Below are 25,294 nucleotides of genomic sequence, written 5' to 3'. Positions count from 1 at the left end.
GATGAAAAAGATCCTGACTCTTGTATTTTGGGTTGCACTGGTCGCATTGGTGACCAGCCTGTTTATATTCGCCAATGCCAAACAGGATAGTCTGGTTTGCCCTGAGTTTGAAATTGTTGTTGATTACAATCATGCACCAACTCTCATCACCCAATCAGATATCAGGCAAGAGATTACCAGAGAAAAAATCCGTGTCAGAGGCAATGAAATTGGCGATATTGAATCAGTAAAGATTCAGAAACTACTCAACAGGAATCCATATATCAAGGAGGCCACCATAACCATCGGTGTAAATGGCAAAGTAAAAGCACATATTTTGCAGCGCAATCCTGTTGTTAGAGTTTCTGACATGAATGGCACTCAGTTTTACATGGACAATGAAGGATTTGTAATGCCTCTTAGCAGCGAATATGCTGCAAGGGTTGTCATAGCCAACGGCCATATCAAACCCATAAAAAAAATCAGAGGATTACAAAGCAATGACGCCGGGAAGAAAGCTTATCAGCAACTTCCGGCAGATCTGCAGAAAATATACATAGCTTCAATGGCCGTTCAACGCGACTCGTTCACCAATGCCATGGTTGAGCAAATTTATCTCAATAACACCGGCGACCTTGAACTTATACCCAAAATCGGCAGGCAAACCATCGTGTTAGGCGACACCGTTGAAATATTGAGTAAACTTTCGAAGCTTAAAACATTTTACACCCAGGGCATGAAACAAAACGCCTGGACACAATACAAAGAGATTAATTTAAAATACAGGAATCAGGTTGTTTGTACAAAATCACTATAATATGGCACGGTCAGAAATAATAGTAGGCCTTGATATAGGCACTACCAAAATAGCGGCAATTGTTGGTCAGCGTAACGAAAACGGCAAAATTGAGATACTTGGATTTGGCCGCACTGAATCTATTGGAGTAAAGCGGGGAGTAGTAGCCAATATCGAAGATACTGTGCAAAGCATCATCGTGGCAGTAAAAGAAGCTGAAGCCCGCTCCGACTCTGACATTGCTACAGTAAATGTTGGTATTGCAGGTCAGCATATCAAAAGCATACAATACAGAGGTTCGGTTATCCGCACCAACAGTGACAATGAAATAAGCCAGGCCGACATCGACGGATTGACAGAAAACATGTATAAACTGGCGATGAACCCCGGCGAAGAGATAATCGATGTTATTGCACAGGAATATACCATTGATGGCGAAAGCGGAATAAAGCAGCCCAAAGGAATGCTTGGCCACACACTGGAGGCCAATTTCCACATTATTTCGGGCCAGACAATGGCTGCAAAAAACATTTACAAATGCATAAAAAAAGCCAACCTTCAGGTTGACTCCTTACTGCTTGAGCCTCTGGCCTCAGCCGAAGCTGTGCTCAGCGAAGAAGAAAAAGAAGCCGGTGTAGTACTGGTCGACATTGGCGGCGGCACAACCGATATCGCCATTTTTCAGGATGGAATCGTCAGACATACCGCTGTTATCCCTTTTGGTGGCGACATCATAACCGAAGACATCAAAGAGGGCTGCACCATTATTAAGAAGCACGCCGAAGATTTAAAAGTTAAGTTCGGCTCAGCCCTGGCCAGTGAAAACCGCGACGAGGAGATTGTGGCCATTCCCGGCCTGCGTGGTCGTCCTCCCAAGGAAATTACGCTCAAAAATCTGGCCAGCATCATTCAGGCCCGCATGGAAGAAATTATAGAACACGTCTATTTTGAAATCAAAAATTCAGGCTTTGAAAAAAAACTCATTGCAGGCATTGTTCTTACAGGTGGGGGTGCACAATTAAAACACATTACACAGCTCACCGAGTTTATTACCGGCATGGATACCCGCATTGGCTACCCCAATGAGCATCTGGCGCCTGGCGTTCCGGAAGAAATGGCCAGTCCCATGTATGCTACCGGCATCGGCCTGGTCATTATCGGGTTGCAAAGGTTTGAAAAAAGCCTGCAGTCAGCAGAACCTGAAACTGAAACAACTAAACCCAGGAAAAAGCAAAGACTTTCATTCTTTGACGGGATAAAAAAGTTTTTTGAAGAAGACGGCGAAAATTAAGATATTAACAAAACGGCTGTTGATAAAAACAGCCTGAAGTAATAGCTTAAGCATCATTAATCATGTAATTTTAGGAGATCAAAATATGCCAGATATGCTCAAATTCGAATTGCCGAAAAATCAATCGTCAATTATAAAAGTTATAGGTGTTGGAGGGGGCGGAAGCAACGCGGTTACCCATATGTTCAAACAAGGAATCCGTGGAGTGGACTTCCTGATTTGCAATACTGATTGTCAGGCTCTTGACACCAGCGCTGTACCGGTAAAAATTCAACTGGGTAACAAAGGCCTGGGCGCAGGCTCTATTCCTTCGGTTGGCAAAGACGCTGCCACTGAAAACATCGACGATATTCGTAAAATATTGGAAAACAATACCAAAATGGTGTTTATCACGGCCGGAATGGGTGGAGGTACCGGTACTGGTGCAGCACCTGTTATTGCCAGCCTTGCCAAAGAACTTGGCATTCTTACCGTTGGTATTGTAACCCTCCCCTTCGCCTTTGAAGGACGTAAAAGAACCCAGCAAGCACGCGCCGGTATTGATGAACTGCGCAAATCAGTAGATACTCTGCTTATCATCTGTAATGATAAACTGCGCGAACTGGAAGGCGACCTGAAACTCTCGGAAGCATTTAGCAAAGCCGATAACATTCTTGCCGTAGCAGCAAAAGGTATTGCCGAAATCATTACGGTGACCGGTTATATCAACGTTGACTTTGAAGACGTAAAAACAGTTATGAAAGACAGTGGCAAAGCCATCATGGGTTCTGGAATAGCCGAAGGCGAAAACAGAGCACTTGAAGCCGTGCAAATGGCCATGACTTCACCACTGCTCGACGATGCCAATATCAGAGGAGCCAGTAACATCCTGCTTTATATTTCTTCAGGTACCGAAGAAATTACGCTCGACGAAGTCATGGAAATTACTGACTATATACAACACGAAGCTGGCTCGGGAGCCGACATCATTTGGGGTAACGGAACGGATGAAACACTTGACAAACAGATTAGCATCACTTTAATCGCTACGGGGTTCGACTCTAAACTCAAAAATGCAGCTGACATCAGCAAACCCGATGTAATTGTTTACCCTCTCAACGAAACTCCGGCCACTCAGCCTGCCAAAACGGAAGAACACGCCCGGCCTGCTCCGGCTAAAGTTGATGAAATTACCCTCATTACCAAGCCGGCAGAAGAAATCAGGGAAACAGTAATTCATGATTTGAATGCTGATATAAAACCTGAAGCCAAAAGAGAAATCCTTTCGGAAACACCTCCGCAAAGAACTTTTACTTTCGAAATCAATCAGGCTTCTACTGAAAGACAAACCACTGTAAATAGTGAAGTTGCTTCGCCCAAATACACATCAACGCCCGACAAACCCAGGCACAGCGAACCCGGATTTGACTTCTTAAAAGATTTTATCACCAGCAAACCCCAGCCCGGGAGTGTGGAAGATGATACTTTAAAACAGGAAGAAAGAGCCAACGCCAGACTTGAAAAGTTCAGAGAAATCAGTGTAAAAGTAAACACACCTGAAGGTCTTGCCGAACTTGAGAATCAGCCCGCATACATGAGACGTAATGTTGAATTGCGCGACACCCCGGCCTCCGACAGCTCCGAGGTTTCCAGATACACCCTCTTTAAAACTGAAGGAAATTCAGTTGAAATGAGATCAAACAACTCATTCCTGCACGATAAACCAGATTGATTAAACCATGAGCTTAACCGACAAAATTAACGACGACATAAAAAAAGCGATGCTAGCGCGCGAAAAAGACAAACTTGAAGCGCTGCGGGCTGTTAAATCTGCACTTTTGCTGCTTAAAACCAGCGAAAGCGGCTCAGATATTACTGAAGATGACGAGATTAAACTGTTGCAGAAACTGGTAAAACAACGCCGCGAAACAGCAGAAATCTATGCGGGACAGAATCGTCCTGATTTGGCTGAAGCTGAAAAGTTTCAGGCAGAGGTAATTTCTGTTTACCTGCCTTCGCAACTAAGCCCTGAAGAGCTTAAACCCGTTATTCAGGACATCATTCAAAGTACCGGAGCTACCGGTATCAAGGACATGGGAAAGGTAATGGCAGCCGCTTCGCAACAACTTGCAGGCAAAGCCGACAATAAAACCATCTCAATGATTGTAAAGGAACTTCTCGGACTGTAATTGCTTTTGCTACTTACTAAAAAAGGCTGCCTGAGCAGCCTTTTTTTTCCGTTTTGCATTCCAGGTATAAGAGAAAAGGCCGGAAATTTCCGGCCTTTTCTCTTTTGAATGTATGCTGATTATGCACCCAGCATAAACCTTTTGAATGACTTTACAGTCAGTTCTTTATCAAGTTTAGTAAGGTACTCGCGTACTGAAAGCTTGTTATCGCGAACAAATTCCTGATTGAGAAGTGTATTCTCCTTGTAGAATTTATTCAGCTTGCCAACAGCAATTTTCTCAACCATTTCTTCAGGTTTACCTTCCTGACGGGCTTGCTCTTTTCCGATTTCGATTTCGCGTTCGATTACATCAGAAGGAACATCATCCTTATCAACGGCAACAGGGGCCATAGCAGCAATCTGCATGGCAACTTCGTGGCCTGCCTGCTCAATACCTTCAATACCGGTTTTTGATAAACCAAGGATAGTAGCAAGTCTGTTTCCGGGATGGTTATAAGCAAATACGCGTGGAGCTGAAATGACTTCGAAGTGGGCCAATTCCATTTTTTCACCGGTTTTGCCTACCATTTCAGTAATATTTTCTTCAACGGTACGACCATTCAGGTCCAGGGCTTTAAACTCATCTGCGGTTTTTGGCATTTTTTCAATAGCCTTTGTCATCAGCAGGTTGGTAAAATCAACAAACTCCTGATTTTTTGCTACGAAATCTGTTTCGCAGTTAAGCATAAAGATAGCTCCAAAATCATTTGCTTCATTGGTGCGGGCAAGCACAATACCTTCGTTGGCATCTTTGTCAGCACGTTTGTTCGCTAATTTTTGACCTTTTTTGCGAAGGAAATCAATTGCTTTTTCAAAATCGCCATCATTTTCCTGAAGCGCATTTTTGCAATCCATCATTCCGGCACCGGTCATCTGACGCAGTTTATTAACGTCAGCAGCAGTAATATTTGCCATTTTAAAATTCAGTTTTGAAGATTAATACTATTTGCGGGGTCCGCCTGGTTTTTTACCAAGAGGTTTACGGGCAACAGGTTTGCGTCCACGACCTTCGCCACCTTCTTCTGAAGGAGCTGGTTTACCACGGAGGCGCTCGCCGGTTGGTGTTACTTCATCGTCGTCATCATCGTCCAAATCATATACCCTTGAACCTGATGTACCTTCTTCACGATCTGCTTCGTCGCGTTTATCGCGGTCGATTTTGCGTTCCATCAAACCTTCTTCAATAGCCTGAACCATTTTGCTTACGATAAGCGAAATTGATTTGGAGGCATCGTCATTGGCTGGAATCGGGAAATCAACGATGGTAGGATCTGAATTGGTATCAACGATAGCAAATGTAGGGATGTTAAGTTTGCGGGCTTCAGCAATAGCAATATGCTCTTTGCTGATATCCACTACAAAGATAGCGGCTGGCAAACGGCTCAAATCGGCGATTGAACCAAGGTTCTTTTCCAGTTTGGCGCGCTCACGTGAAATCTGCAAACGCTCACGTTTTGAAATATTTGTAAAACCAGGGCCGGTCATCAGTCTGTCAATAGAAGCCATTTTGCGAACAGCTTTGCGGATAGTGGCAAAGTTGGTAAGCATACCACCAGGCCAGCGCTCAGTAACGTAAGGCATGCCAACAGTTTTCACATGCTCAGCTACGATTTCTTTGGCTTGTTTTTTGGTTGCTACAAAAAGCACTTTTTTACCTGATTTTGAGATCTGTTTCAATGCTGAAGCAGCTTCATCAATCTTGGCGATGGTTTTATAAAGGTCAATAATGTGAATGCCATTACGCTCCATAAAAATATAGGGAGCCATATTGGGGTTCCATTTACGTTTCAAATGCCCGAAATGTGAACCGGCATCCAGTAATTCATCAAAATTTGTTCTTGCCATTTAATTTTTTGTTAATTGTTTACATTCTGTCAAACTCAATTGCCAGGTAGCTCAGATATAACTATGCCGCAGCATAAAGGTATTGAGGTCCTCGCAATTTAGATACTAAACACAATAGGTGATTAGCGCTTGCTGAACTGGAATTTCTTACGGGCTTTTTTCTGTCCCGGTTTTTTCCTTTCAACCATACGCGGGTCTCTGCGCAACAGGCCTTTAGCCTTCAGCGGAGGACGATGCTCAGGGTTGATTTCACAAAGTGCTTTGGAAATTGCCAGACGAAGTGCTTCGGCCTGACCGGTGATTCCACCACCATCAAGATTTACCTTAATATCATATTTGCCAAGTGACTCGGCAACTTCAAGAGATTGGGTAACAACATACTGCAGTGTTCCGGTTGGAAAATATTCTTTGTAATCCCTTCCGTTCACAGTGATTGTCCCATTACCATCTTTAAGATATATACGGGCTACAGCAGTTTTCCTTCTGCCAAGAGTGTTGATCACTTCCATGATTATTTGATTGAATTAAGGTTAATCAATTTAGGCTGCTGTGCTTCATGTGGATGCACAGGACCTGCATAAACTTTAAGGTTGCTGTAAAGCGCGTCGCCAAGCTTGTTTGAAGGAAGCATTCCCCTCACGGCATGCTCAATAACACGCTCAGGATGCTTCTGTAAAAGCTCCCATGGTGTTGCAAAACGCTGTCCACCAGGATATCCTGTGTGACGAACATAAACCTTTTCAGTCAGTTTTTTGCCCGTGAGTTTAATCTTCTCAGCATTTATAATAATTACATAGTCGCCACAATCAAGATTCGGAGTGAAATTGGTTTTGTATTTCCCCCTGATAAGGTTGGCAACTTTACTCGACAAACGTCCAAGTGTTTGTCCTTCTGCATCTACCAGAACCCAATTCTTTTGAATGGTCGCTGGTGTTGCTGACAAAGTTTTATAACTTAATGTGTTCATTTTGTGAATTATTTTTTATTGAAAACAATAAAATTACCGTCCCTGCAGCTGATTCACGGGCATGAGATTCAGCAGCCTACGGCTTTGTCCCTTAGTGTTATAAGCCTTTCACGCTTCAGGTTACGGCCGTTCACGGACATACTTATACCTAAGAGGGGTGCAAAGGTAGGAGTATTTATTTAAATTCACAAATTTGTGAACAATAAATTGTTGATAAACAACCCTGACCATTTGATGGGTTCTGTTTCTGGTTCTTTTTGTGATAACTCCGGTCAGTATCCGACAGGTAAACGACTTTATCAGGCAGAAGACGAAGCCCATGCATAAAAGCCATAACAGGATAAACCGCAACCAGCAAAAAAGTAATTTTATTATGGCTGCCCTGCTTCTCCCTTTTCTGTCATTTCATCACCAAATTGAATATAATCTTTCACTAAACCAATTTCTGTTTTAATGGCATAAGCATCAGCATCGGTATTCCAGGTTTCGATTGCCTGCCGGGCTTTTTCGGGTAGTTTTGTTGTATTGTTATTTGAAATGTAGATATACAAGGCCACATCTTTTGCAAAAGCAAGCCTGGTTTCATTATTAGTTGTACCCGGCACATTTGAAGTTCTTTCTTCCAATTCGCTGAGTATTTCATCCTTCGCAGGTGAATACTGTTGCATTACCATAGTGCGCATAGAAGTTACATAACCCGGAACGGCCATGGGCCGGATGTTTTGGGTATGGTACGGCGGCGGAATGGTAAATACAATCAGGCCTTGCCTGAAATCTACCTTTATGGGAAGAGGATTACCCTGCTGTGAATAAGAAGTTAATGCTATAAAAATCAGCACAATGACAAGAAGTTCTTTCTTCATAATCTTAGTTTTTATAAATCGCCTGTTGTAAGGCGGTATATTCAATTAATTGTGGTTTCTATTTTTAAAAAGGTTCACGGAGTTTTTTTCTCTGTGCAGCTCTGTGTTGCCTCAGTGTGGCTCTGTGTAACTTCTTTTATTTCACAGAGGTTCACGGAGAATTCACGGAGGCTCACGGAGTTTTTTTCTCTGTGCAGCTCTGTGTTGCCTCAGTGTGGCTCAGTGTAACTCCTTTTTTTTCACAGAGTTTCACGGAGTAGTCACCGAGGTTCACGGAGTTTTTTTCTCTGTGCAGCTCTGTGTTGCCTCAGTGTGGCTCAGTGTAACTTCTTTTATTTCACAGAGGTCCACAGAGTAGTCACCGAGGTTCACGGAGTTTTTTTCTCTGTGCAGCTCTGTGTTGCCTCAGTGTGGCTCAGTGTAACTCCTTTTATTTCACAGAGGTTCACAGAGTAGTCACCGAGGTTCACGGAGTTTTTTTCTGTGCAGCTCTGTGTTGCCTCAGTGTGTTGCTCAGTGTGTGCTCCTCAGTGTAACTCCTTTTTTTTCACAGAGGTTCACAGAGTAGTCACCGAGGTTCACGGAGTTTTTTTCTCTGTGCAGCTCTGTGTTGCCTCAGTGTGGCTCTGTGTAACTTCTTTTATTTCACAGAGGTTCACAGAGTAGTCACGGAGGCTCACGGAGTTTTTTTCTGTGTGCAGCTCCTCAGTGTGGCTCTGTGTAACTTCTTTTATTTCACAGAGGTTCACAGAGTAGTCACGGAGGCTCACGGAGTTTTTTTCTCTGTGCAGCTCTGTGTTGCCTCAGTGTGGCTCAGTGTAACTCCTTTTATTTCACAGAGGTTCACAGAGTAGTCACGGAGGCTCACGGAGTTTTTTTTCTCTGTGCAGCTCTGTGTTGCCTCAGTGTGGCTCAGTGTAACTCCTTTTATTTCACAGAGTTTCACGGAGTAGTCACCGAGGTTCACGGAGTTTTTTTCTCTGTGCAGCTCTGTGTTGCCTCAGTGTGGCTCAGTGTGTGAGGCTCACGGAGTTTTTTCTCTGTGTGTAACTCTGTGTTGCCTCAGTGTGGCTCAGTGTAACTTTTTTTATTTCACAGAGGTTCACAGAGTAGTCACCGAGGTTCACGGAGTTTTTTCTCTGTGTGTGTCTGTGTTGCCTCAGTGTGGCTCAGTGTAACTCCTTTTATTTCACAGAGGTTCACAGAGTAGTCACCGAGGTTCACGGAGTTTTTTTCTCTGTGCAGCTCTGTGTTGCCTCAGTGTGGCTCAGTGTAACTCCTTTTATTTCACAGAGGTCCACAGAGTAGTCACCGAGGTTCACGGAGTTTTTTTCTCTGTGCAGCTCTGTGTTGCCTCAGTGTGGCTCAGTGTAACTCCTTTTATTTCACAGAGGTCCACAGAGTAGTCACCGAGGTTCACGGAGTTTTTTTCTCTGTGCAGCTCTGTGTTGCCTCAGTGTGGCTCAGTGTAACTTCTTTTTTATTTCACAGTCCACAGAGTAGTCACCGAGGTTCACGGAGTTTTTTTCTCTGTGCAGCTCTGTGTTGCCTCAGTGTGGCTCAGTGTAACTTCTTTTATTTCACAGAGGTCCACAGAGTAGTCACCGAGGTTCACGGAGTTTTTTTCTCTGTGCAGCTCTGTGTTGCCTCAGTGTGGCTCAGTGTAACTTCTTTTATTTCACAGAGGTCCACAGAGTAGTCACCGAGGTTCACGGAGTTTTTTTTCTCTGTGCAGCTCTGTGTTGCCTCAGTGTAGCTCAGTGTATCTTCTTTTATTTCACAGAGGTCCACAGAGTAGTCACCGAGGTTCACGGAGTTTTTTTTCTCTGTGCAGCTCTGTGTTGCCTCAGTGTGGCTCATTGTTACTTCTTTTATTTCACAGAGGTCCACAGAGTAGTCACCGAGGTTCACGGAGTTTTTTTTCTCTGTGCAGCTCTGTGTTGCCTCAGTGTGGCTCATTGTTACTTCTTTTATTTCACAGAGGTCCACAGAGTAGTCACCGAGGTTCACGGAGTTTTTTTTCTCTGTGCAGCTCAGTGTTGCCTCAGTGTGGCTCAGTGTAACTCCTTTTATTTCACAGAGGTTCACAGAGTAGTCACCGAGGTTCACGGAGTTTTTTTCTCTGTGTAGCTCTGTGTTGCTCTGTGTTGCCTCTGTGTAGCTCTGTGTAATTCTTTATATTTCACAGAGGTCCACAGAGAAGCCACAGAGGCCTACAATCTATACCTCCTTAATCCATCTTTAAGCAGTTTTACATTGAAGTTAATCAATAACCCAACTTCTTTTTTCGAAGACTTCATATAGGTCAATATCTGAGCTTCGTGCACGGGGGCGAAAGCATCCACAGTTTTCAACTCAATTACAACTGTTTTCTCCACAAGAATGTCAATCCTATAACCACATTCAAGCTTAATTTCCTTATAAACTACAGGAACTGCAACTTGCCGGAGTGTAGATAATCCTGCACTTCTCAGTTCAAAATCGAGGCATTCCTCATACGCCGACTCTAACAATCCGGGTCCAAGATATCTATGAACTTCAATAGCGCAACCTATGATTTTTTCAGTGATCTCATTTATCTCCATTGGTGAAGTTTTACAAAACCATTATTCCACAATAAACTTACACCTGCCCACCACCTGACTGCCCGAGAATGCCACCGCCAGATATAAACCCGGCGACCAGTTGGCCACATCCAGCATAGTTTCGTTTACACCGCTGTTAACCTTAAAAGCAGTAATCTCTTTGCCCATACTATTGTAGCACTTTACCGTAATATTTCTGTATCTCAGCGTATTGTCATACATGAGCCTGAGGTTTGAGTTAGCCGGTACCGGCGCCGGTGTGATTTTTAATTCCATTAGTTTAACCGGTGGTTTATAATCCTCGTTGTTCACTACTATCAGGCAGTCATCCAACGGAATTACATGCGAAACAATCGGCTCAGGGCAGAGGGAATCGTAGTTGAGGTTGCTCCAGGGAATGCTGTCTAATTCAAGCTCAGGCAGCAGCCGCATGGCATACACATCATCGTAATCGGGGTTGGTGCCTGCACAGGCACCGGCAACAATAATTTTACCATCGTGTGTAAGTGATGGATATCCCGAGTACTGAGGAGGCACAGTTTCAATAATAAATTTATCCAAAACGTTGCCTAAAGTGTCTAATTTGAAAACCACCGGACGGGTATCTTCATAACTATCTGGCTGGAACATAACGGCAGCACCGTAAAAGTGACCGTTTGAATTATTGGTCAACAGGAAATAATCTGCTGCAAACCGGTTAAGGGTATCGGGGATTACCACCGGGGCATCGTGTATATGATTTCCATCCAGATCATTTACAAACAAATGCGGCGTAGGATAGCTGTTCTGTGGATTATACCATGCTCCATCGGTGTAGATTTGGTTATTGTAGATTACTGAAGTTATGCCCAGTGTATATTTATAATCATTGATGCCATGCACATAAAACCATTCCTCATTGCCTTCGGCATCTGCTTTCACTAGAAACATTCGTATCCACTTCTGCGACCCACCACCAGGATTGGGCCAATAGCATAAACCAGATACCAAAAATCCTCCATCGGGCATCAGCAATAATTTCCACGGATCCGGATCCCAGATATCCGGGTGCAGTTGTGGACTGGCCAATTCCTTGCGCCATAGCGGCCTGCCATCCGGTGTAAATTTATGTAAATGAAAGGAATCCAAATTATCCGGGTCATTCTGAATACTAAGCGCAACGATTGATCCGTCTTCAGTTACTACGGCATCCCAGAAAAAATCGGGCTGGGAAGGATTATTCACCAGACTTGTACACCATACCTTTTGACGGCATGAATCAAGTTTTACCAGCAAGGGGTCTGCAATAAGTTCTGTACCCCATGCTGAGCCAGGGAGAATCATATCTCCGGTAACGGCAATGCAAGGCAAATCGAACCGACAACCTTCTTCCGGGCCGTTACCGATCAACAATTCATACATAAGAGTGCCATTATCATCCAGCTTCCAGAACAAATTATGCCCATTAAGTTGTGGGGTGAAATCGGCAACATTTATACTTAATATACTTCCCTGATCATAATCCGGGTTATAACTTGCAAGAGCTTTATATTCCCAATCGGGTATAAAAAACTTAAGCCAGGGTTGAGCGGACAATAAAGATGGAAATATAAACAGTAAAAAGACTACTCTTTTCATAGTAGATAAATTAAAAGGCCACAGCTGCAATGCAGCTGCGGCCTGGTCTATTTACTTAATCGTCAGCTTCACAGAATCTAATCTTTGTTTTCCGGCAGAAAGTTCCAGCAAATAATTGCCGGATCTAAGCTGGTTGAGAGGTAAGACAACCTGATTCATATTGCCTTCAATAGATTTACTGAACTGTAAGCTGCCTTTAAGGTCGTAAAAGGAAATCATTCCGTTTACTTCACCTTCAGGCAATTTATATTCTACTGTTACAAAACCCTTGGCCGGGTTCGGATAAATCTTCAGGTATCCTTCGGCAGTTGCCTCAGCCGTAGCATTAACATTTGTTCTGCGCACCCTGACTGATTTTGTTTCGTCGGGTAAAAGATAAGGTTCGTGGTAAGTAATGAAGCCTTTTTCAATGAGCGTGTTTCTTGCAGCGGCTTTAACCTGCTCGTTGGAACTAAGTGTAAGCGGTTCTAGATACTCCGCGGGAATGCTATCTTGATCGTTGTATTGCAGAATAAGCTGCAGGTATGATACAAAATCCTGGCATTCGCTCTCTCTGCCATCAATGGAAACAAGCAATGGAATATCAGTTGCTGCATCGTAAGCCTGTTCAGTTTCCTGTTTTGAAAGAAGGTACAACGATTTCAGGTATTTAGCCTGCAACAATGCAATGTCATTTGTTAAATCAATCAGGGTATCAGCCGGATAATCCTCTGAGGGATAAAGTGCAAGCAAAGACATAAAAGCTTCATCCCTGCCAGAAAGCCTGGCAGACAGATCTGCTTCAAGCAATTCTTTGGCTGAAACGGTATCGGCAACTGCCACAATCTCGTTGTACAAATTATCCGGCATTGGGATCGTTCGGTTATCTAATCCCGTTAAGATAACCTCCGACTTGGCCGTGTGTGGATTGGCTACCATTACATCACGAATCATGGTATTGTTCAAACTGTTTTTCACCAGCAATTATTTCAAAATCATAATACATTACAATTATGCAATTACCGAATACAAATAACACATCGCAAATAATACAATACTAAAAAATAAAAAACTCAATGTTGATACGACAAAGATAAAAAAGAAATTTTGAATTTTGATTAACGGGGTTTTAAATTATCAGGTAAACCGGCTATTTGTATTTGATATGGATAAGGAATTTATTTACTTTATTCAAAGGTTTAAATAATAGCGGTGATAAAATTATAAGACTTATTTTAAAGTTAACAATATTGCGATTTTATCTGTTTCCTGTTAAGTCTATTTGTTCAGCTACGCGGGCATTTGTTAGCGAGTCACCAGCGCCTGCATAGCAGCACGAACTTTTGTTAGCTTATCCGGGCCGTTTGCAAAACTGCCCGAACATTTGCATCCATTTTATAGGCGTTTGTTAGCCCTGCAAGAGAGTCAGTTAGTGTGTTAAACCAGTTTGTAAGTTTTATTAATGCTATCAGAATGACAAAGAAAAAAAGGACATTACAATCGCGGTATTTATATTCAAATTTTGAAAACCAATTCCATTCTTATCATTTTAGTGAAAGCCTTCAAGCATGCCAATTTAACTAACCAGCCCAAATCGCACAAAAAGTATTGATAAAAATAAACAAAAAGCTGCCCTGTAGTTTTCACAAGGCAGCTCTTATAATGGTAGCAGAAAACTTACTTCTGTATTACTACTGTTTCAGTAGCAATGTTCTTGTTACCGCTCGATAAACTTACCTGGTAAGTGCCGTTTTCAAAACCGGAAATATCCAGGATTGTTTCATTGTTCTGGCCCACCAGAGGCTTAGTGTAAACAGTGCGGCCGTTCGCATCGGATATGGTAAGGTCCAAATTACCATGGTCTTTATAATTCCATGCGATGGTGATGAAATTATTCGCAGGATTTGGATAAACCCTCAGTTTAGAAGATCCATTGTTTTTATCAGAAGGGTTATAAAGCGGCATCGTTTTTAAACCGTCATCCAGTTTTATTGGCTCATCATAACCTAATAAACCGGCATCTATTAAAAGATTACGCGACATTGCTGCTGGTTTATCTTCACTTAGAATGCTCAACTGATTCAACGTATTGGCGATTTCAGTACCGGCTTCCAACACTGCTTCAGGGTCTGTTTGAAGTTGAATAAGCGTATTGAGGAGTTGTGAATAGCGCTCATGTTGTGCCAGGCCTGAAGCATCGAGGGTAAACGCACCAGGAATACTACCCAAAACCTGAGTGGCAATTACCTGATTGCCTTTGAACCAATGCCAGAATGCCAATTTATAACGTGATTCAAGTGAAGTTTCGCCTGCCAGTAATACACCAATGGTATCTGACCGCCAGGTATGCAGGGTGTCTTGCGCATACGAGCGGCAAAGTGCGCTAAAGTAATACAAGGCTTCCTGTTTCAGGGAGGTAAGCTGCGCTTCCAGATTCTCCTTCTGACTAACGAGTATCTGCCCGGCAAGAATCTCATTCTTCATTTCATCATTCATTGGATTGTTGCGATCGTCCAACATACTTATCATTTGGTCCGATTTGGCCGACTGAGGATTTGCAACCAGTACATCGCGAATCATCGCATTATTCAGTACCTCTTCTTTTGTAATAGATGTTTTTATCACTGTATCAGATAAAAAAGGTGATTCGGTAAGTAATTGATTCCTGAGTTGTAGTCCTTCTTCAGGAATACTGGTAACTACTTCTGTTTGAAGTTCAGGGGTGTTTCCACCGTCAACCACGGCCGTAAGGCTTGCCTGTGTTGCTTCAGCTGCTATAGTGGATGCTTCAAGCGCTGCTTTTAACTCTTCGTGCCCGGTACTTGAATTCAGATGCGATGGGCATGAAACGCTTTTGGTATAAGTTGTTCCGGTAACGGTGCTAACAGTGGTTAAGTCGGCTGGAGTTGGAAACAGTGAAGTCGGCCCGTTGCTGTGTTTGTAATAAACAATCCAGTTGCAGGCGTTGCTGATGTCTTTTGTGTTGGCAACAGTGGTAAAGGTATTGCCTGCCGGTGATGTATGGTCGCCAGGTATATTCTTCCCCTGATAATTGCCAATTCCATCCTGAGCTGTTGGCCATCCTGTATTCCGGGGGGAAATCCTAATATCATAATCATTATTTACAAAATCATTGCATTTATAACAAAGACCTGATTTTGAAGATGTACCAATTAAACCTCCCCGGTTATAACCCTGGGCAATTGTGGCATAATTCAGTTTTTCGAAGTAATTGTTGTAAACCTGGTTATTATCGCTTCCCGATTCATTAATAATCAGACCGATACCCCGGCGAGAAGAAGCTATATTGATAAATTGATTTTCTTCGATGGTAAAACCAGTGCTGGCATCTAGATAAAGACTATAACCTTGCGGATTCAATAGTGCATTTTCATTCCAGGCTTGAAAATAATTCAGGTTTACATCGGCAAAATCCATTGAACTCAGGTATATACCTCTTACCGTATTTGAAAAATCAGAATGCTGAATCTCAACAAGGCTCTGCCGCTGCACACCCAGGGCATAAATGCCGCGATACAAGCCGGTAAAGGTACTTCTCTTAAAGTTCTGGCAGGGCTGCGTTACTCCGGTGCAATAGGAATCTACCAACACATCGGCATCGGTGGCATATATACCGCCTCCCCGCTGGTTAATATTGGTATAGCCTGTATAGCTGTTTATGAAATCGCTGCCGGTGATTTTAATTCCGCTTACCCCGTTTAGCTTTACAAAGTAGTCGGGCAGTAAGCCATTCAGTAATGCTGCATCGGTTTTGAATGTGCAGTTTTCAAAATAACTATAGTTGTGATATTCATAAGGCAAAAATTCAACTGCAGTCTTGTTATTAATAAAACTGGCTTCATTCGCCCAAACAACCCCTCCAAAATAATCCTTATCCGGCTTATCACCTATTGTGCCATCAGGCAATGAAGCTGGTTTCCAGGTGCGGATACCGCATTCGGCATTTTCAATAATACTTCCGTTAACCACTTGAACAATACCCTGATTTGTGAAGGGCTTTTGCGCAACATCAGTGTTTCCCCAAACTTCAATTCCACGCCATAATGTATTGCCGAAATTGGAAAGTAGACTATTATCTATAATGAATGATGAACCCCGGTTTACTGTTATCCTGGTTTCATTATCGTTTAACATTGTTGAATTCACCAGTTGTAAGCTATGGCATGAAACATCCACATTTGTTCTCTGAAAAAAACCAGAATTTATTGTTGTCGATAGCCATTCGTTTTCAAAATCAACAAAAAGGTGTGCACCTTCCTCTGCAATAAAACTAACATTAATGCCAAACTGTACGTTCCCACGAATAGTAATCCGGTTTACTCCGCGTTTACCTTTAATGGTTACGTTATTTCCCAAAGTTAAAGTTGAGCCAGGTTCGATTATAATTTCGCTGTTATACATATCAATTCGTACTCCATCTTCAACTGTCATGGTTGAATTGCCTGTCAATGTTGGCTTGAACCTGGACACCATATTGGCTTCAAATGTAATGTTTGAAGTAATGGGTGATTCATGTGGGATTAAATCATATTCGATACCAAATTTCTGAATGCCAGCGACTAGTTGTATATTTTGCTGATCATATGCAAGCTCAAATTCTTCATTCCAGCGATAATCTAACAAAGAAAAAGATTTAAGCTCACTTATGCTTGTAGCTGAATCATCAATCACCAGAAAAGCCTTGCCATAATCAGTATCCTTGTAAAAATGGTTAAAATCAAGCAATAGTTCAATTGGACCCAGTATTGGATTTTCATCTTTATCCTTCCCTTGAATAAGCAAAGGCCCTCCATCATTTGAATATCCTGTGTAAAAAGAAGGATCGCCTGTATAAGATGGTGAATCAGCCAAAGTAGAATAACCGCAACCTATCTTTAAATTATTTCTTTTCTGTGAATCTAATTTAATTTTCAACACCACTTCAGGAGTATTTGCTTCCATAGGCGTTAAGGCATAAAATTCATTTCTCAGATTCCATTCATTTTCAATGTAGGGCAAAAAACAATACATAACCCAGATAAATCCATGATTCTGATGATCCGGACCATATGAATTTGCAACTTTAAATCCTCCAATTTCCCAGTCACGCATATCAATAACTCCGTCTTTATTGTTATCAATATCATTTCTGAATTGACCATCGGGTTGTACATTGTTAAGTGTGCCAGCTCCACCCCAATCGTATTTTATTTCATCATTGTATCCAACAATTGCCATCGCATGACCACCATGCCATGTATATCTATAAATGGCAAAATCATTACTGTGTGGGCTTTCTGATGGCAAGTGTACTTCTTCTGAAGCATTGAGTACTCCAATTGTGATTACTCCTCCAACAGAGCTGCCTTCATTATGGTCATAAAGGTAATGTTTCATTAAGTTTAATGATTCTTCAAGTGCTGCCGGGCCGGATTGAACAGTCATATTAAATTTATGAACTGATTGTAATTTATTGGTCATTACATTGTAATAATAGTCATATCCGGAAGGCCATCTCCACGAATCTTCAGGGTTTAGCTGTGCAGGCCCGTCAAATTCAGCATCGGTCATTGCACCGCTTTCCATGAGGAACTTTTGTACCTTTTCAAGGCTGGTATAGCCTTGCCATCCTTGATATCCATGGTTAAGGTGGTTATAAGAAAAATTTGGCGCATATCTGGTTTCCTGCGTATTAGCCCTTAAATTCCTCAGACGGTTTATTTCGTAAGCAAAAGTGTACCATGTAGAAGAAATGTTCTGGCAGGCAGCAGTTGGTGGCTGATTATAGAAATACAGTTCGGAAGTATTATCTTTTTGCGGAAAAAATATTTGTGTAGAATTATCAACTTCAACCGGCAGATTTATCGCGGCTGATATTGGTGATAAGGTCATTAAAGGCACAGCATCCCAATACTCCTGCGAGCTTGGAATATATCCGGAAGGTGAAGGATTTACTTGTGCCGGAATACTAGTGGTTACATGCAAGAGAAATGCAAATAAAATAATTTTTAAAACACTTTTAGTTGTTTTCATAAGTTGAAGAATAGGTTAATGTTATGATTTTTAGTAGTGTATTAATTTTAAAATTTGAAATTGTTTTTCGGATTCAATCTTTGCAATATACAAACCAGCAGGCAGATTTGCCACTTCAAACAAATACTCTTGTAGAGGTTCCATTTCAAAAGTTAAGATGCAAGATCCTGATTGATCGAGGATTTCAACTTTTGATGATTGATTTATTGTTGATTTAAAAATTATGTGGTTCTTAAAAGGGTTAGGATAACATACTAAGAGTTTATTTCTGAATTCTAAATCATTAATTATATGAGATGCAGTAATTATTGTATCCTGGCTTTTATAAATGATTGAAGAACCCGGCGGGTACATGAGTAGTTTTCCAATAGCATCAGCTGCAAATTGGCCTGCAGAATTATATATCAACCCATTATTCAGCACAATAGGATAAGTATCACCTCCATCCTCTGATAACAATACACCCCCAAATCCAGCGCTTTGATCACAGGCCAGAAAAATCCGGTTGTCAGCAACAACCTGAAAATCCATTACTGATGAATTGATTGCTATATATTCCCAGGAATTCAGCACAAAATCAAAACGGTATATGCCATTCCAGCTACCCACAAGTAGCCTTCCGTTGTTATCAAAATCCAAAGAATAATAAGCACTCGGGGTAGTGAGATTAAGAAAAGGTATCCATGTTTTTCCATAGTCTATTGACGAGTAAACTTTAGGTTGTTCGTCACTCCAACTATTGGTAAATCTCGAACATGCGTATATTATGCCATTGGGCCCAAAAGCAATATCAGTAATATGCTCTTGATAATCATCGTTATACAAATTCAGTACATTTTCCCATGTTTCACCATTATCCACTGAACGGAGCATTCCCCATGATTTCTCTCCTCCAGCCAGAATGATGCTGTCAAAACCACATCTGATAACATCAAAAGATATAGCTTCCGGAAAATGTTCGTAAACCAATTGCCAGTTTTCTCCAAGATCAGAGGTTCTGTATAACTCACTGGGAAGCGAAGCAAACAAAGTACTGTCACGGTAAAATGCTATTGCCCTGGTATTTGAAAAAGGGATACCATTGCTTTTATGTTGCCAGGTTTCTCCATTATCATCACTTCGGTATATTCCCCCAAAATTTTCATCTGAAGTTGCAAGGTAAATTCTGCCCTGTGGATCCACTGTCATATCGTAAATATGAGCTCCCGGATTGTTGATTGGTTCCCAGAAATCCTGGGAATTGGATGTTGTTGTGATGAATAAGATGGCAAACAGCAGAAGTATATAATATTTCATTTCAGATTTCGTTTTTATATTAAGGAAGTTACCAGTGTTAAATTCAATTCTATTGATCATTTTAAGAATTAACAACGAGATTAGAAAAAAAATCTATTCGTGCATATGCCAAAATGATTGACAACTTGATATGAACATTATCCAATATGTAAAATGTTTTTACCAATTTAAATCATTTATTAAAGTAAAGAGCAAATATGAAAAATTAATTCTGAAAGTGTATTGATTTATCCTTATTAATTTGGGGAAAGTTGCAATTTATTGTATTTATAAATAGTCTTTGCAATAAAGACTAGGGTTTTTTCTTTTCCTGAGAGGACGCGCGCAAACCAGGGATAAGGCCCTGCTAAAAAAAATCAGGCATTCAATTTAAAGCCTAGGCCGGATTAATTTGATAATGATAAAAGTTAAGTGAATAGCCTTCAAGCAATCATATACAAATTTAACTAACCAGCCCAAATCGCAAAAAAAGTATTGATAAAAATAAACAAAAAGCTGCCCTGTAGTTTTCACAAGGCAGCTCTTATAATGGTAACAGAAAACTTACTTCTGTATTACTACTGTTTCAGTAGCAATGCTCTTGTTACCGCTCGATAAACTTACCTGGTAAGTGCCGTTTTCAAAACCGGCAATGTCCAGAATTGTTTCATTGTTCTGGCCCACCAGAGGCTTAGTGTAAACAGTGCGGCCGTTCGCATCGGATATGGTAAGGTCCAAATTACCATGGTCTTTATAATTCCAAGCGATAGTGATAAAATTATTCGCCGGATTTGGATAAACCCTCAGTTTAGAAGATTCGTTGCCTTTGAAAGTCGGGTTGTAGATCTGGCAGGCAGCGGTTGGGGGCTGATTGTAAAAAAACAGTTCGAAAGTATCATCCTTTTGCGGAAAAAATATTTGTGTAGACTTATCAACTTCAACCGGCAGAGTGACCGAGGCAGGCAACTTCATAAACAACATACAATTTTGCACACCCGGCCTCCAATAAATTACAAATCCGAAATTTGATCCTATTCAACTTTACATTTCTTGTTAACTTTGTGCCGGTAATATTTCATCCCTTATCAACCTGCCCATGTCCATTACAGTTTCCAATATCAGCAAGCGTTACGGCGAACAACTCGCACTTGACCAAGTTACATTCAGCATTAAGCCGGGCGAGATCGTCGGATTGCTGGGCCCCAATGGTGCAGGCAAATCAACCATGATGAAAATTATCACCTGTTTTATTCCTCCTTCATCAGGTGAAGCAAGTGTTTATGGATTCGATATCAGGGAGCAATCGCTCGAAGTTCGCAAAAAAGTGGGGTATCTGCCTGAAAACAACCCCCTATATACCGATATGTACATCAAAGAATACCTTGAATTTGTAGCCGGTATTCATCAATTAGGAAAAAACACTGCTAAACGGGTTAAACAGATGATGGAAGTCACGGGTTTGATGCCTGAGAAAGGTAAAAAAATCGGAGCACTGTCAAAAGGCTTTCGCCAAAGAGTTGGACTGGCCCAGGCCATGATACATAATCCTGATGTGTTGATACTCGACGAGCCTACCTCGGGTCTTGACCCCAATCAATTGGTAGATATACGCAACCTGATTGCTGAAATAGGGAAACAAAAAACGGTGATGCTCTCTACTCATATCATGCAGGAAGTGGAGGCCATGTGCAGCCGGGCTATTATCATCAATCACGGTAAAATTGTAGCCGACAACAGCACCGGTCAACTGCTCAAAAATGCCGACAGCACCGAACATGTACTTGTTGAATTTGATAAAGATGTAAAAGCTGAGGTATTGAAATCAATCAAGGGCGTAATGAGCGTTAAACACATCACAGGTTATACCTGGCTGGTTGAATCGGCCAAAGACCTGGATGTGAGGCAGGAAATTTTCAGATTTGCAGTTGATAATGGCCTGGCCGTTCTTTCCATGCAGAAACAAAGCAGCCGTCTGGAAGATGTATTTCAACAACTTACCAAAAAATAAACGCCTGTTCCGGCCATTCTGCCATTGCATGTGCATATTTAAATCATAATCAATCCTTTGCCATTCAACCGGCAAGTTTTTTGAACCAGCAAAATTGCACTTTCTAAAACAAAAGTAGCTATGGCTCAAACATAAGTACATTTTTTACCAACACTATTTGAATTGTTTATACACCTGGTTTGTTTTATTTAAACCTATATATGATTACATGATAGCTTGATTTAGCAACACTAAATTCAACTTACTTTTAATACATCATATCTTTACTTTCTCCCAATTTATATTTATTTATTTTTAATTTCTATACGTTTTACACAAATTTCAGTTGTTTTACTTACAATTATTTTCATTTCTATCCACGCATACTAATTTTTTATACAACTATTGTATACTTTATTCCAATTCTACTTTAATATTATTAAGGCAACGCTGATATTTATACAAAATATGTATCTTTACATACCTTCAAAACTTTAAACATATGAAGACACTCCCCCCTACCTTACCTGTCAACCCTGTTGAAATAGTTGCACGCGAAATTGAAAGGCAAGATATCAGGCCGGGTAAATTTGCTGCTAAGATCAACCGGCATCCAAGCAGCATCACCACCATGATGAAGCGGAAAGATATGTCGGTGCGCAAGCTGATTGTATGTTGCAAAGCGCTGAAGTATAATTTTTTTCAGGAAATTGCCTGGATGCTGCCTTATAAAGGGCCTGACAATCCCCACATACAAACTAACCCTTTAAGTTTTGAAGTTGACAAGCTTCAAAAGGAGATTGAATCCTTAAAGTCAACAATTAAAGCAAATGAGAAAAAAATTTCTGAACTCAAAAACGAGGTGCATGAGGCAGATATCAACCGGCGCATGCTTGAAACAGAGCTCAATACAACAAAACTAATCATGAAGGATTTGATTGCAGCAAAAAAGCTTTAAAGCACACCGGACACCCTTTTTGACAGCCCCTGGTGTAAACTTTTTTTTCAAACAATCATTTCAAATCCGGTAAAAACACACCGCCATTAAAATCCAGACCTTTTTTTAAAACATATTGTCTGGTATCTTTTGTATGTCAAGTGCTCTCAACTTTTAGCGGTTGCGCTGTCACCTTCGCATTGATTCGCAATAGCAATCCGGCATCGTCAACATATAAAGCACCTTTACTGTCATCATCCGCTATAAAGTAATCTACACACCGCAAAATTGCAGGTACCAACCATCTGCATGAATTGAAAAACAAGGGGTAAGAAAAAGGGGAAAGGAAAAAAAACAGAAACCAGCAATCCAAAATTTATTCCTACCTTTGCCGCGTTGGTTTCAACCACGATGGAAAAATTTGATTGATTGCAACCATTTAAAAAAATGCTAAAGCAATTCCCGCCGTTGATCAAATGCTTTCCGTTTCACGTATTTATAACTAAAATACTGCTGTAATGGCCTATTTATTTACATCCGAATCTGTTTCGGAAGGGCATCCCGACAAGGTTGCCGATCAGATATCTGACGCATTGCTTGACGAATTTTTAAGATTTGACCCAAATTCAAAAGTAGCCTGTGAAACACTGGTTACAACAGGCTTAACCGTTTGTAGCGGCGAAGTGATGACCGAAGGTTATGTTGACCTGCATAAGGTTGTGAGAAAAACCATCGCTGATATTGGATATACTAAAAATGAATACCGGTTTGAAGGCGAATCATGCGGCATTATATCAACCATTCATGAGCAATCGGCCGACATCAACCGCGGTGTGGTTCGCCAGAAACCCGAAGACCAGGGAGCCGGTGACCAGGGCATGATGTTTGGCTACGCCACCCGCGATATGGAAAATCTGATGCCTATGCCTGTTGAGCTGGCACACATTTTTCTGCAGAAACTCGCCGCTATCCGCAAGGAAGGAAAACTGATGACCTACCTGAGGCCCGATGCCAAATCGCAGGTCACGATTGAATATGACGACAACAACCATCCGGTCAGGATTGATACCATTGTTATCTCCACCCAACACGATGATTTTGCCGACAAATCGCTTCCCGAACAGGAAGCTGATGAACAGATGCGCCTGAAAATTGAGCAGGATGTTCGCGACATTCTGATTCCGCTTGTGGTAGCCGACCAGCCCGAACGGGTGAAGAAGCTTTTTAACGATCAGTTTAAGCTTCACGTAAATCCGACAGGCAAATTTGTTATCGGAGGCCCGCATGGCGATACCGGACTAACCGGCCGCAAGATTATTGTTGATACCTATGGCGGCAAAGGTGCACATGGCGGAGGCGCTTTCTCAGGAAAAGACCCCTCAAAGGTTGACCGTTCAGCTGCATATGCTGCCCGGCATATTGCAAAAAACCTGGTGGCTGCAGGCGTGGCAGATGAAGTACTGGTTCAGGTGGCGTATGCCATTGGCATTGCCCAGCCAGTAGGATTATATGTAAACACCTTTGGCACAGCCCATGTGAAAGAGGCCAATGGCCAGGTGATGACAGATGGCGCCATTTCGCTTCTGGTGAAAGGCCTTTTCGACATGCGCCCCTATGCCATTGTTAACCGTTTTGGGCTGAGAAACCCCATTTACACCCCTACTGCCTCGTATGGCCATTTTGGCCGCGATGCCCGGATGGAAGAGGTGGAAGTTTATTACACAAATGGCGACACCTTTGACAAAACCATTAACGGCACAACCCGCCACTTCAAAAACGTTGAACTGTTTGGCTGGGAAAAGCTTGATTATGTTGACCAGATAAAAGCCGCTTTCGGTATCTAAGCCGGGTAAAATATTGGTTGATCAAACATAATAAATCAAAAAAAAACGCCTGTGCATAGCATGGGCGTTTTTTTATACTCACGAAGAAGATTGGATTTTTTGGGGGATGAGAAAGGCTACGATTTTATTAACAAAGCTGCACCAAGTAAGAACAAAAAAAATTAAAACTACCGAGATGACAATAATTGTCAAAATTGAACATTTTCTTTGCGCTCTAAAGTTGAAAACTTCTTTAAAAGTGTTGTTATATTTGCAAATAACTGCCTAAATTTGTTGAAATTCTGAAAATTCAAATAAAAAGCCAAATTTTGTTGAATTGCATTTTGCAAATAAAAAGAGAAAATCAGATGAAGCAAAACATATGGAAAGTCAAGTGAAAGTAGCTTTATAATTTGACACAACATTTGTTCAGCAAAATTGAACTCAGGAACTTTTGGCAAAGAGAATAAGGTTAAATATTTATAGAGCAGCATTGTGATTCATTTCACTGGTTGATAAGAAAAAAATTAGTGAGAGAAGCTCAAATAATTACTTAAAAAGATGACTATTAACTAAATCAACATAACTTTTATTGAATCAGGTATTAGTATGAATCTGCCAAAAGATGAAAACTTAGATACAAAGTTATTAGCACAAATTTACAATAACACAGTCGCTACATATAAGTATTACTGGTTCGTTTCTATTCTGAATATTTTAGTAAAGGAGCAACGTCGCCAAATTTCTTTTTGGGAGATTATTGTTGGGATGATTTCCGAAGCGTGGTATCCAATACACTATTTCCGTTTAACTTTTGGAAAATCTGATTCGCTATACAATCAAATTATTGAAATCCAAAAAGAACTTAACATTCCAATTGATGCAAAGAAAGAAGAGATAAAGAAACAGATTTTCAACAATTTAAGCACCCCAAAAGTCCGGGGGCTTTTACGGGTTTTTATTTTAAATGTCCCTTATCGTTTTTTATCACCTTGGATAAATTATACGAAGGATAATGCTGTAGTTGAATTATCACAATCATACACTAATGATTGTATATACTCGATTAAAGGAGAAACGATTGAAATAAATCCCAAATGGGAGCAAT

20 protein-coding genes are annotated in these 25,294 nt (G+C 41.3%); 8 read left to right on the top strand and 12 right to left on the bottom strand.

All coding sequences use genetic code 11. From position 1 onward, the window contains the following. The first annotated feature begins 1 nt into the window (after position 1). From H6541_00100 to H6541_00085, 4 genes are all read left to right on the top strand, one after another. Positions 2–796, top strand: a complete 795-nt coding sequence (locus H6541_00100) for a hypothetical protein (GenBank protein ID MCB9014174.1) — start codon at positions 2–4, stop codon at positions 794–796. A 1-nt stretch (position 797) separates the two neighbouring features. Then, on the top strand, positions 798–2,066 hold the full coding sequence (ftsA, locus tag H6541_00095; GenBank protein ID MCB9014173.1) for a cell division protein FtsA: 1,269 nt from the start codon (positions 798–800) through the stop codon (positions 2,064–2,066). Between the two features lie 94 nt (positions 2,067–2,160). Continuing rightward, on the top strand, positions 2,161–3,777 hold the full coding sequence (ftsZ, locus tag H6541_00090; GenBank protein MCB9014172.1) for a cell division protein FtsZ: 1,617 nt from the start codon (positions 2,161–2,163) through the stop codon (positions 3,775–3,777). Positions 3,778–3,784: 7 nt separating this feature from the next. Next, positions 3,785–4,234, top strand: coding sequence for a GatB/YqeY domain-containing protein (locus tag H6541_00085; GenBank protein MCB9014171.1), 450 nt, complete (start codon positions 3,785–3,787; stop codon positions 4,232–4,234). 119 nt (positions 4,235–4,353) lie between these two features. On the opposite strand, the gene H6541_00080 is transcribed toward H6541_00085, so the two are convergent. The 12 genes from H6541_00080 to H6541_00025 all read right to left on the bottom strand — a co-directional run bounded on the left by H6541_00080 (position 4,354) and on the right by H6541_00025 (position 20,411). Then, a complete protein-coding gene (locus H6541_00080; GenBank protein MCB9014170.1) occupies positions 4,354–5,190 on the bottom strand; it encodes an elongation factor Ts in 837 nt (278 codons plus the stop codon). A 27-nt stretch (positions 5,191–5,217) separates the two neighbouring features. Continuing rightward, positions 5,218–6,120 carry a 30S ribosomal protein S2 gene (rpsB, locus tag H6541_00075; protein MCB9014169.1) on the bottom strand — a complete coding sequence of 301 codons (903 nt, stop codon included), beginning with the start codon at positions 6,118–6,120 and terminating at the stop codon, positions 5,218–5,220. Positions 6,121–6,242: 122 nt separating this feature from the next. Then, positions 6,243–6,629, bottom strand: a complete 387-nt coding sequence (gene rpsI, locus H6541_00070; protein MCB9014168.1) for a 30S ribosomal protein S9 — start codon at positions 6,627–6,629, stop codon at positions 6,243–6,245. A gap of 2 nt (positions 6,630–6,631) precedes the next feature. Continuing rightward, positions 6,632–7,087: a 50S ribosomal protein L13 gene (rplM, locus tag H6541_00065; protein ID MCB9014167.1), complete on the bottom strand. Its 456-nt coding sequence runs from the start codon at positions 7,085–7,087 to the stop codon at positions 6,632–6,634. A 371-nt stretch (positions 7,088–7,458) separates the two neighbouring features. Then, entirely contained in the window at positions 7,459–7,950 is a 492-nt protein-coding gene (locus H6541_00060; GenBank protein ID MCB9014166.1) for a hypothetical protein, read from the bottom strand. A 1,611-nt stretch (positions 7,951–9,561) separates the two neighbouring features. Further along, on the bottom strand, positions 9,562–10,059 hold the full coding sequence (locus H6541_00055) for a hypothetical protein (protein ID MCB9014165.1): 498 nt from the start codon (positions 10,057–10,059) through the stop codon (positions 9,562–9,564). Positions 10,060–10,163: 104 nt separating this feature from the next. Beyond that, a complete protein-coding gene (locus tag H6541_00050; protein MCB9014164.1) occupies positions 10,164–10,535 on the bottom strand; it encodes a GxxExxY protein in 372 nt (123 codons plus the stop codon). A gap of 21 nt (positions 10,536–10,556) precedes the next feature. Next, the gene (locus H6541_00045; GenBank protein MCB9014163.1) at positions 10,557–12,152 is read right to left on the bottom strand and encodes a T9SS type A sorting domain-containing protein; all 1,596 of its coding nucleotides are present in this window, start codon (positions 12,150–12,152) and stop codon (positions 10,557–10,559) included. A 51-nt stretch (positions 12,153–12,203) separates the two neighbouring features. Further along, on the bottom strand, positions 12,204–13,109 hold the full coding sequence (locus tag H6541_00040; protein MCB9014162.1) for a T9SS type A sorting domain-containing protein: 906 nt from the start codon (positions 13,107–13,109) through the stop codon (positions 12,204–12,206). Positions 13,110–13,808: 699 nt separating this feature from the next. Then, a complete protein-coding gene (locus tag H6541_00035; GenBank protein ID MCB9014161.1) occupies positions 13,809–18,164 on the bottom strand; it encodes a T9SS type A sorting domain-containing protein in 4,356 nt (1,451 codons plus the stop codon). A 30-nt stretch (positions 18,165–18,194) separates the two neighbouring features. After that, entirely contained in the window at positions 18,195–19,460 is a 1,266-nt protein-coding gene (locus tag H6541_00030; protein ID MCB9014160.1) for a T9SS type A sorting domain-containing protein, read from the bottom strand. Between the two features lie 543 nt (positions 19,461–20,003). Further along, positions 20,004–20,411, bottom strand: a complete 408-nt coding sequence (locus H6541_00025; protein ID MCB9014159.1) for a T9SS type A sorting domain-containing protein — start codon at positions 20,409–20,411, stop codon at positions 20,004–20,006. 124 nt (positions 20,412–20,535) lie between these two features. Here H6541_00025 and gldA point away from each other — a divergent pair, with 124 nt between their 5' ends. From gldA to H6541_00005, 4 genes are all read left to right on the top strand, one after another. Further along, on the top strand, positions 20,536–21,447 hold the full coding sequence (gene gldA, locus H6541_00020) for a gliding motility-associated ABC transporter ATP-binding subunit GldA (protein ID MCB9014158.1): 912 nt from the start codon (positions 20,536–20,538) through the stop codon (positions 21,445–21,447). A 481-nt stretch (positions 21,448–21,928) separates the two neighbouring features. Then, positions 21,929–22,384: a hypothetical protein gene (locus H6541_00015; GenBank protein MCB9014157.1), complete on the top strand. Its 456-nt coding sequence runs from the start codon at positions 21,929–21,931 to the stop codon at positions 22,382–22,384. A gap of 497 nt (positions 22,385–22,881) precedes the next feature. Continuing rightward, on the top strand, positions 22,882–24,207 hold the full coding sequence (locus H6541_00010; protein ID MCB9014156.1) for a methionine adenosyltransferase: 1,326 nt from the start codon (positions 22,882–22,884) through the stop codon (positions 24,205–24,207). 588 nt (positions 24,208–24,795) lie between these two features. Then, positions 24,796–25,294: HNH endonuclease (locus H6541_00005; protein MCB9014155.1), on the top strand; the 499-nt coding region annotated here is incomplete at its 3' end.

The sequence above is a fragment of the Lentimicrobiaceae bacterium genome (assembly GCA_020636745.1).
GTDB lineage: Bacteria > Bacteroidota > Bacteroidia > Bacteroidales > Lentimicrobiaceae > Lentimicrobium.
The sequence above is the reverse complement of the archived record's forward strand: the minus strand, read 5'-3'. Positions and strand labels throughout refer to the sequence as shown.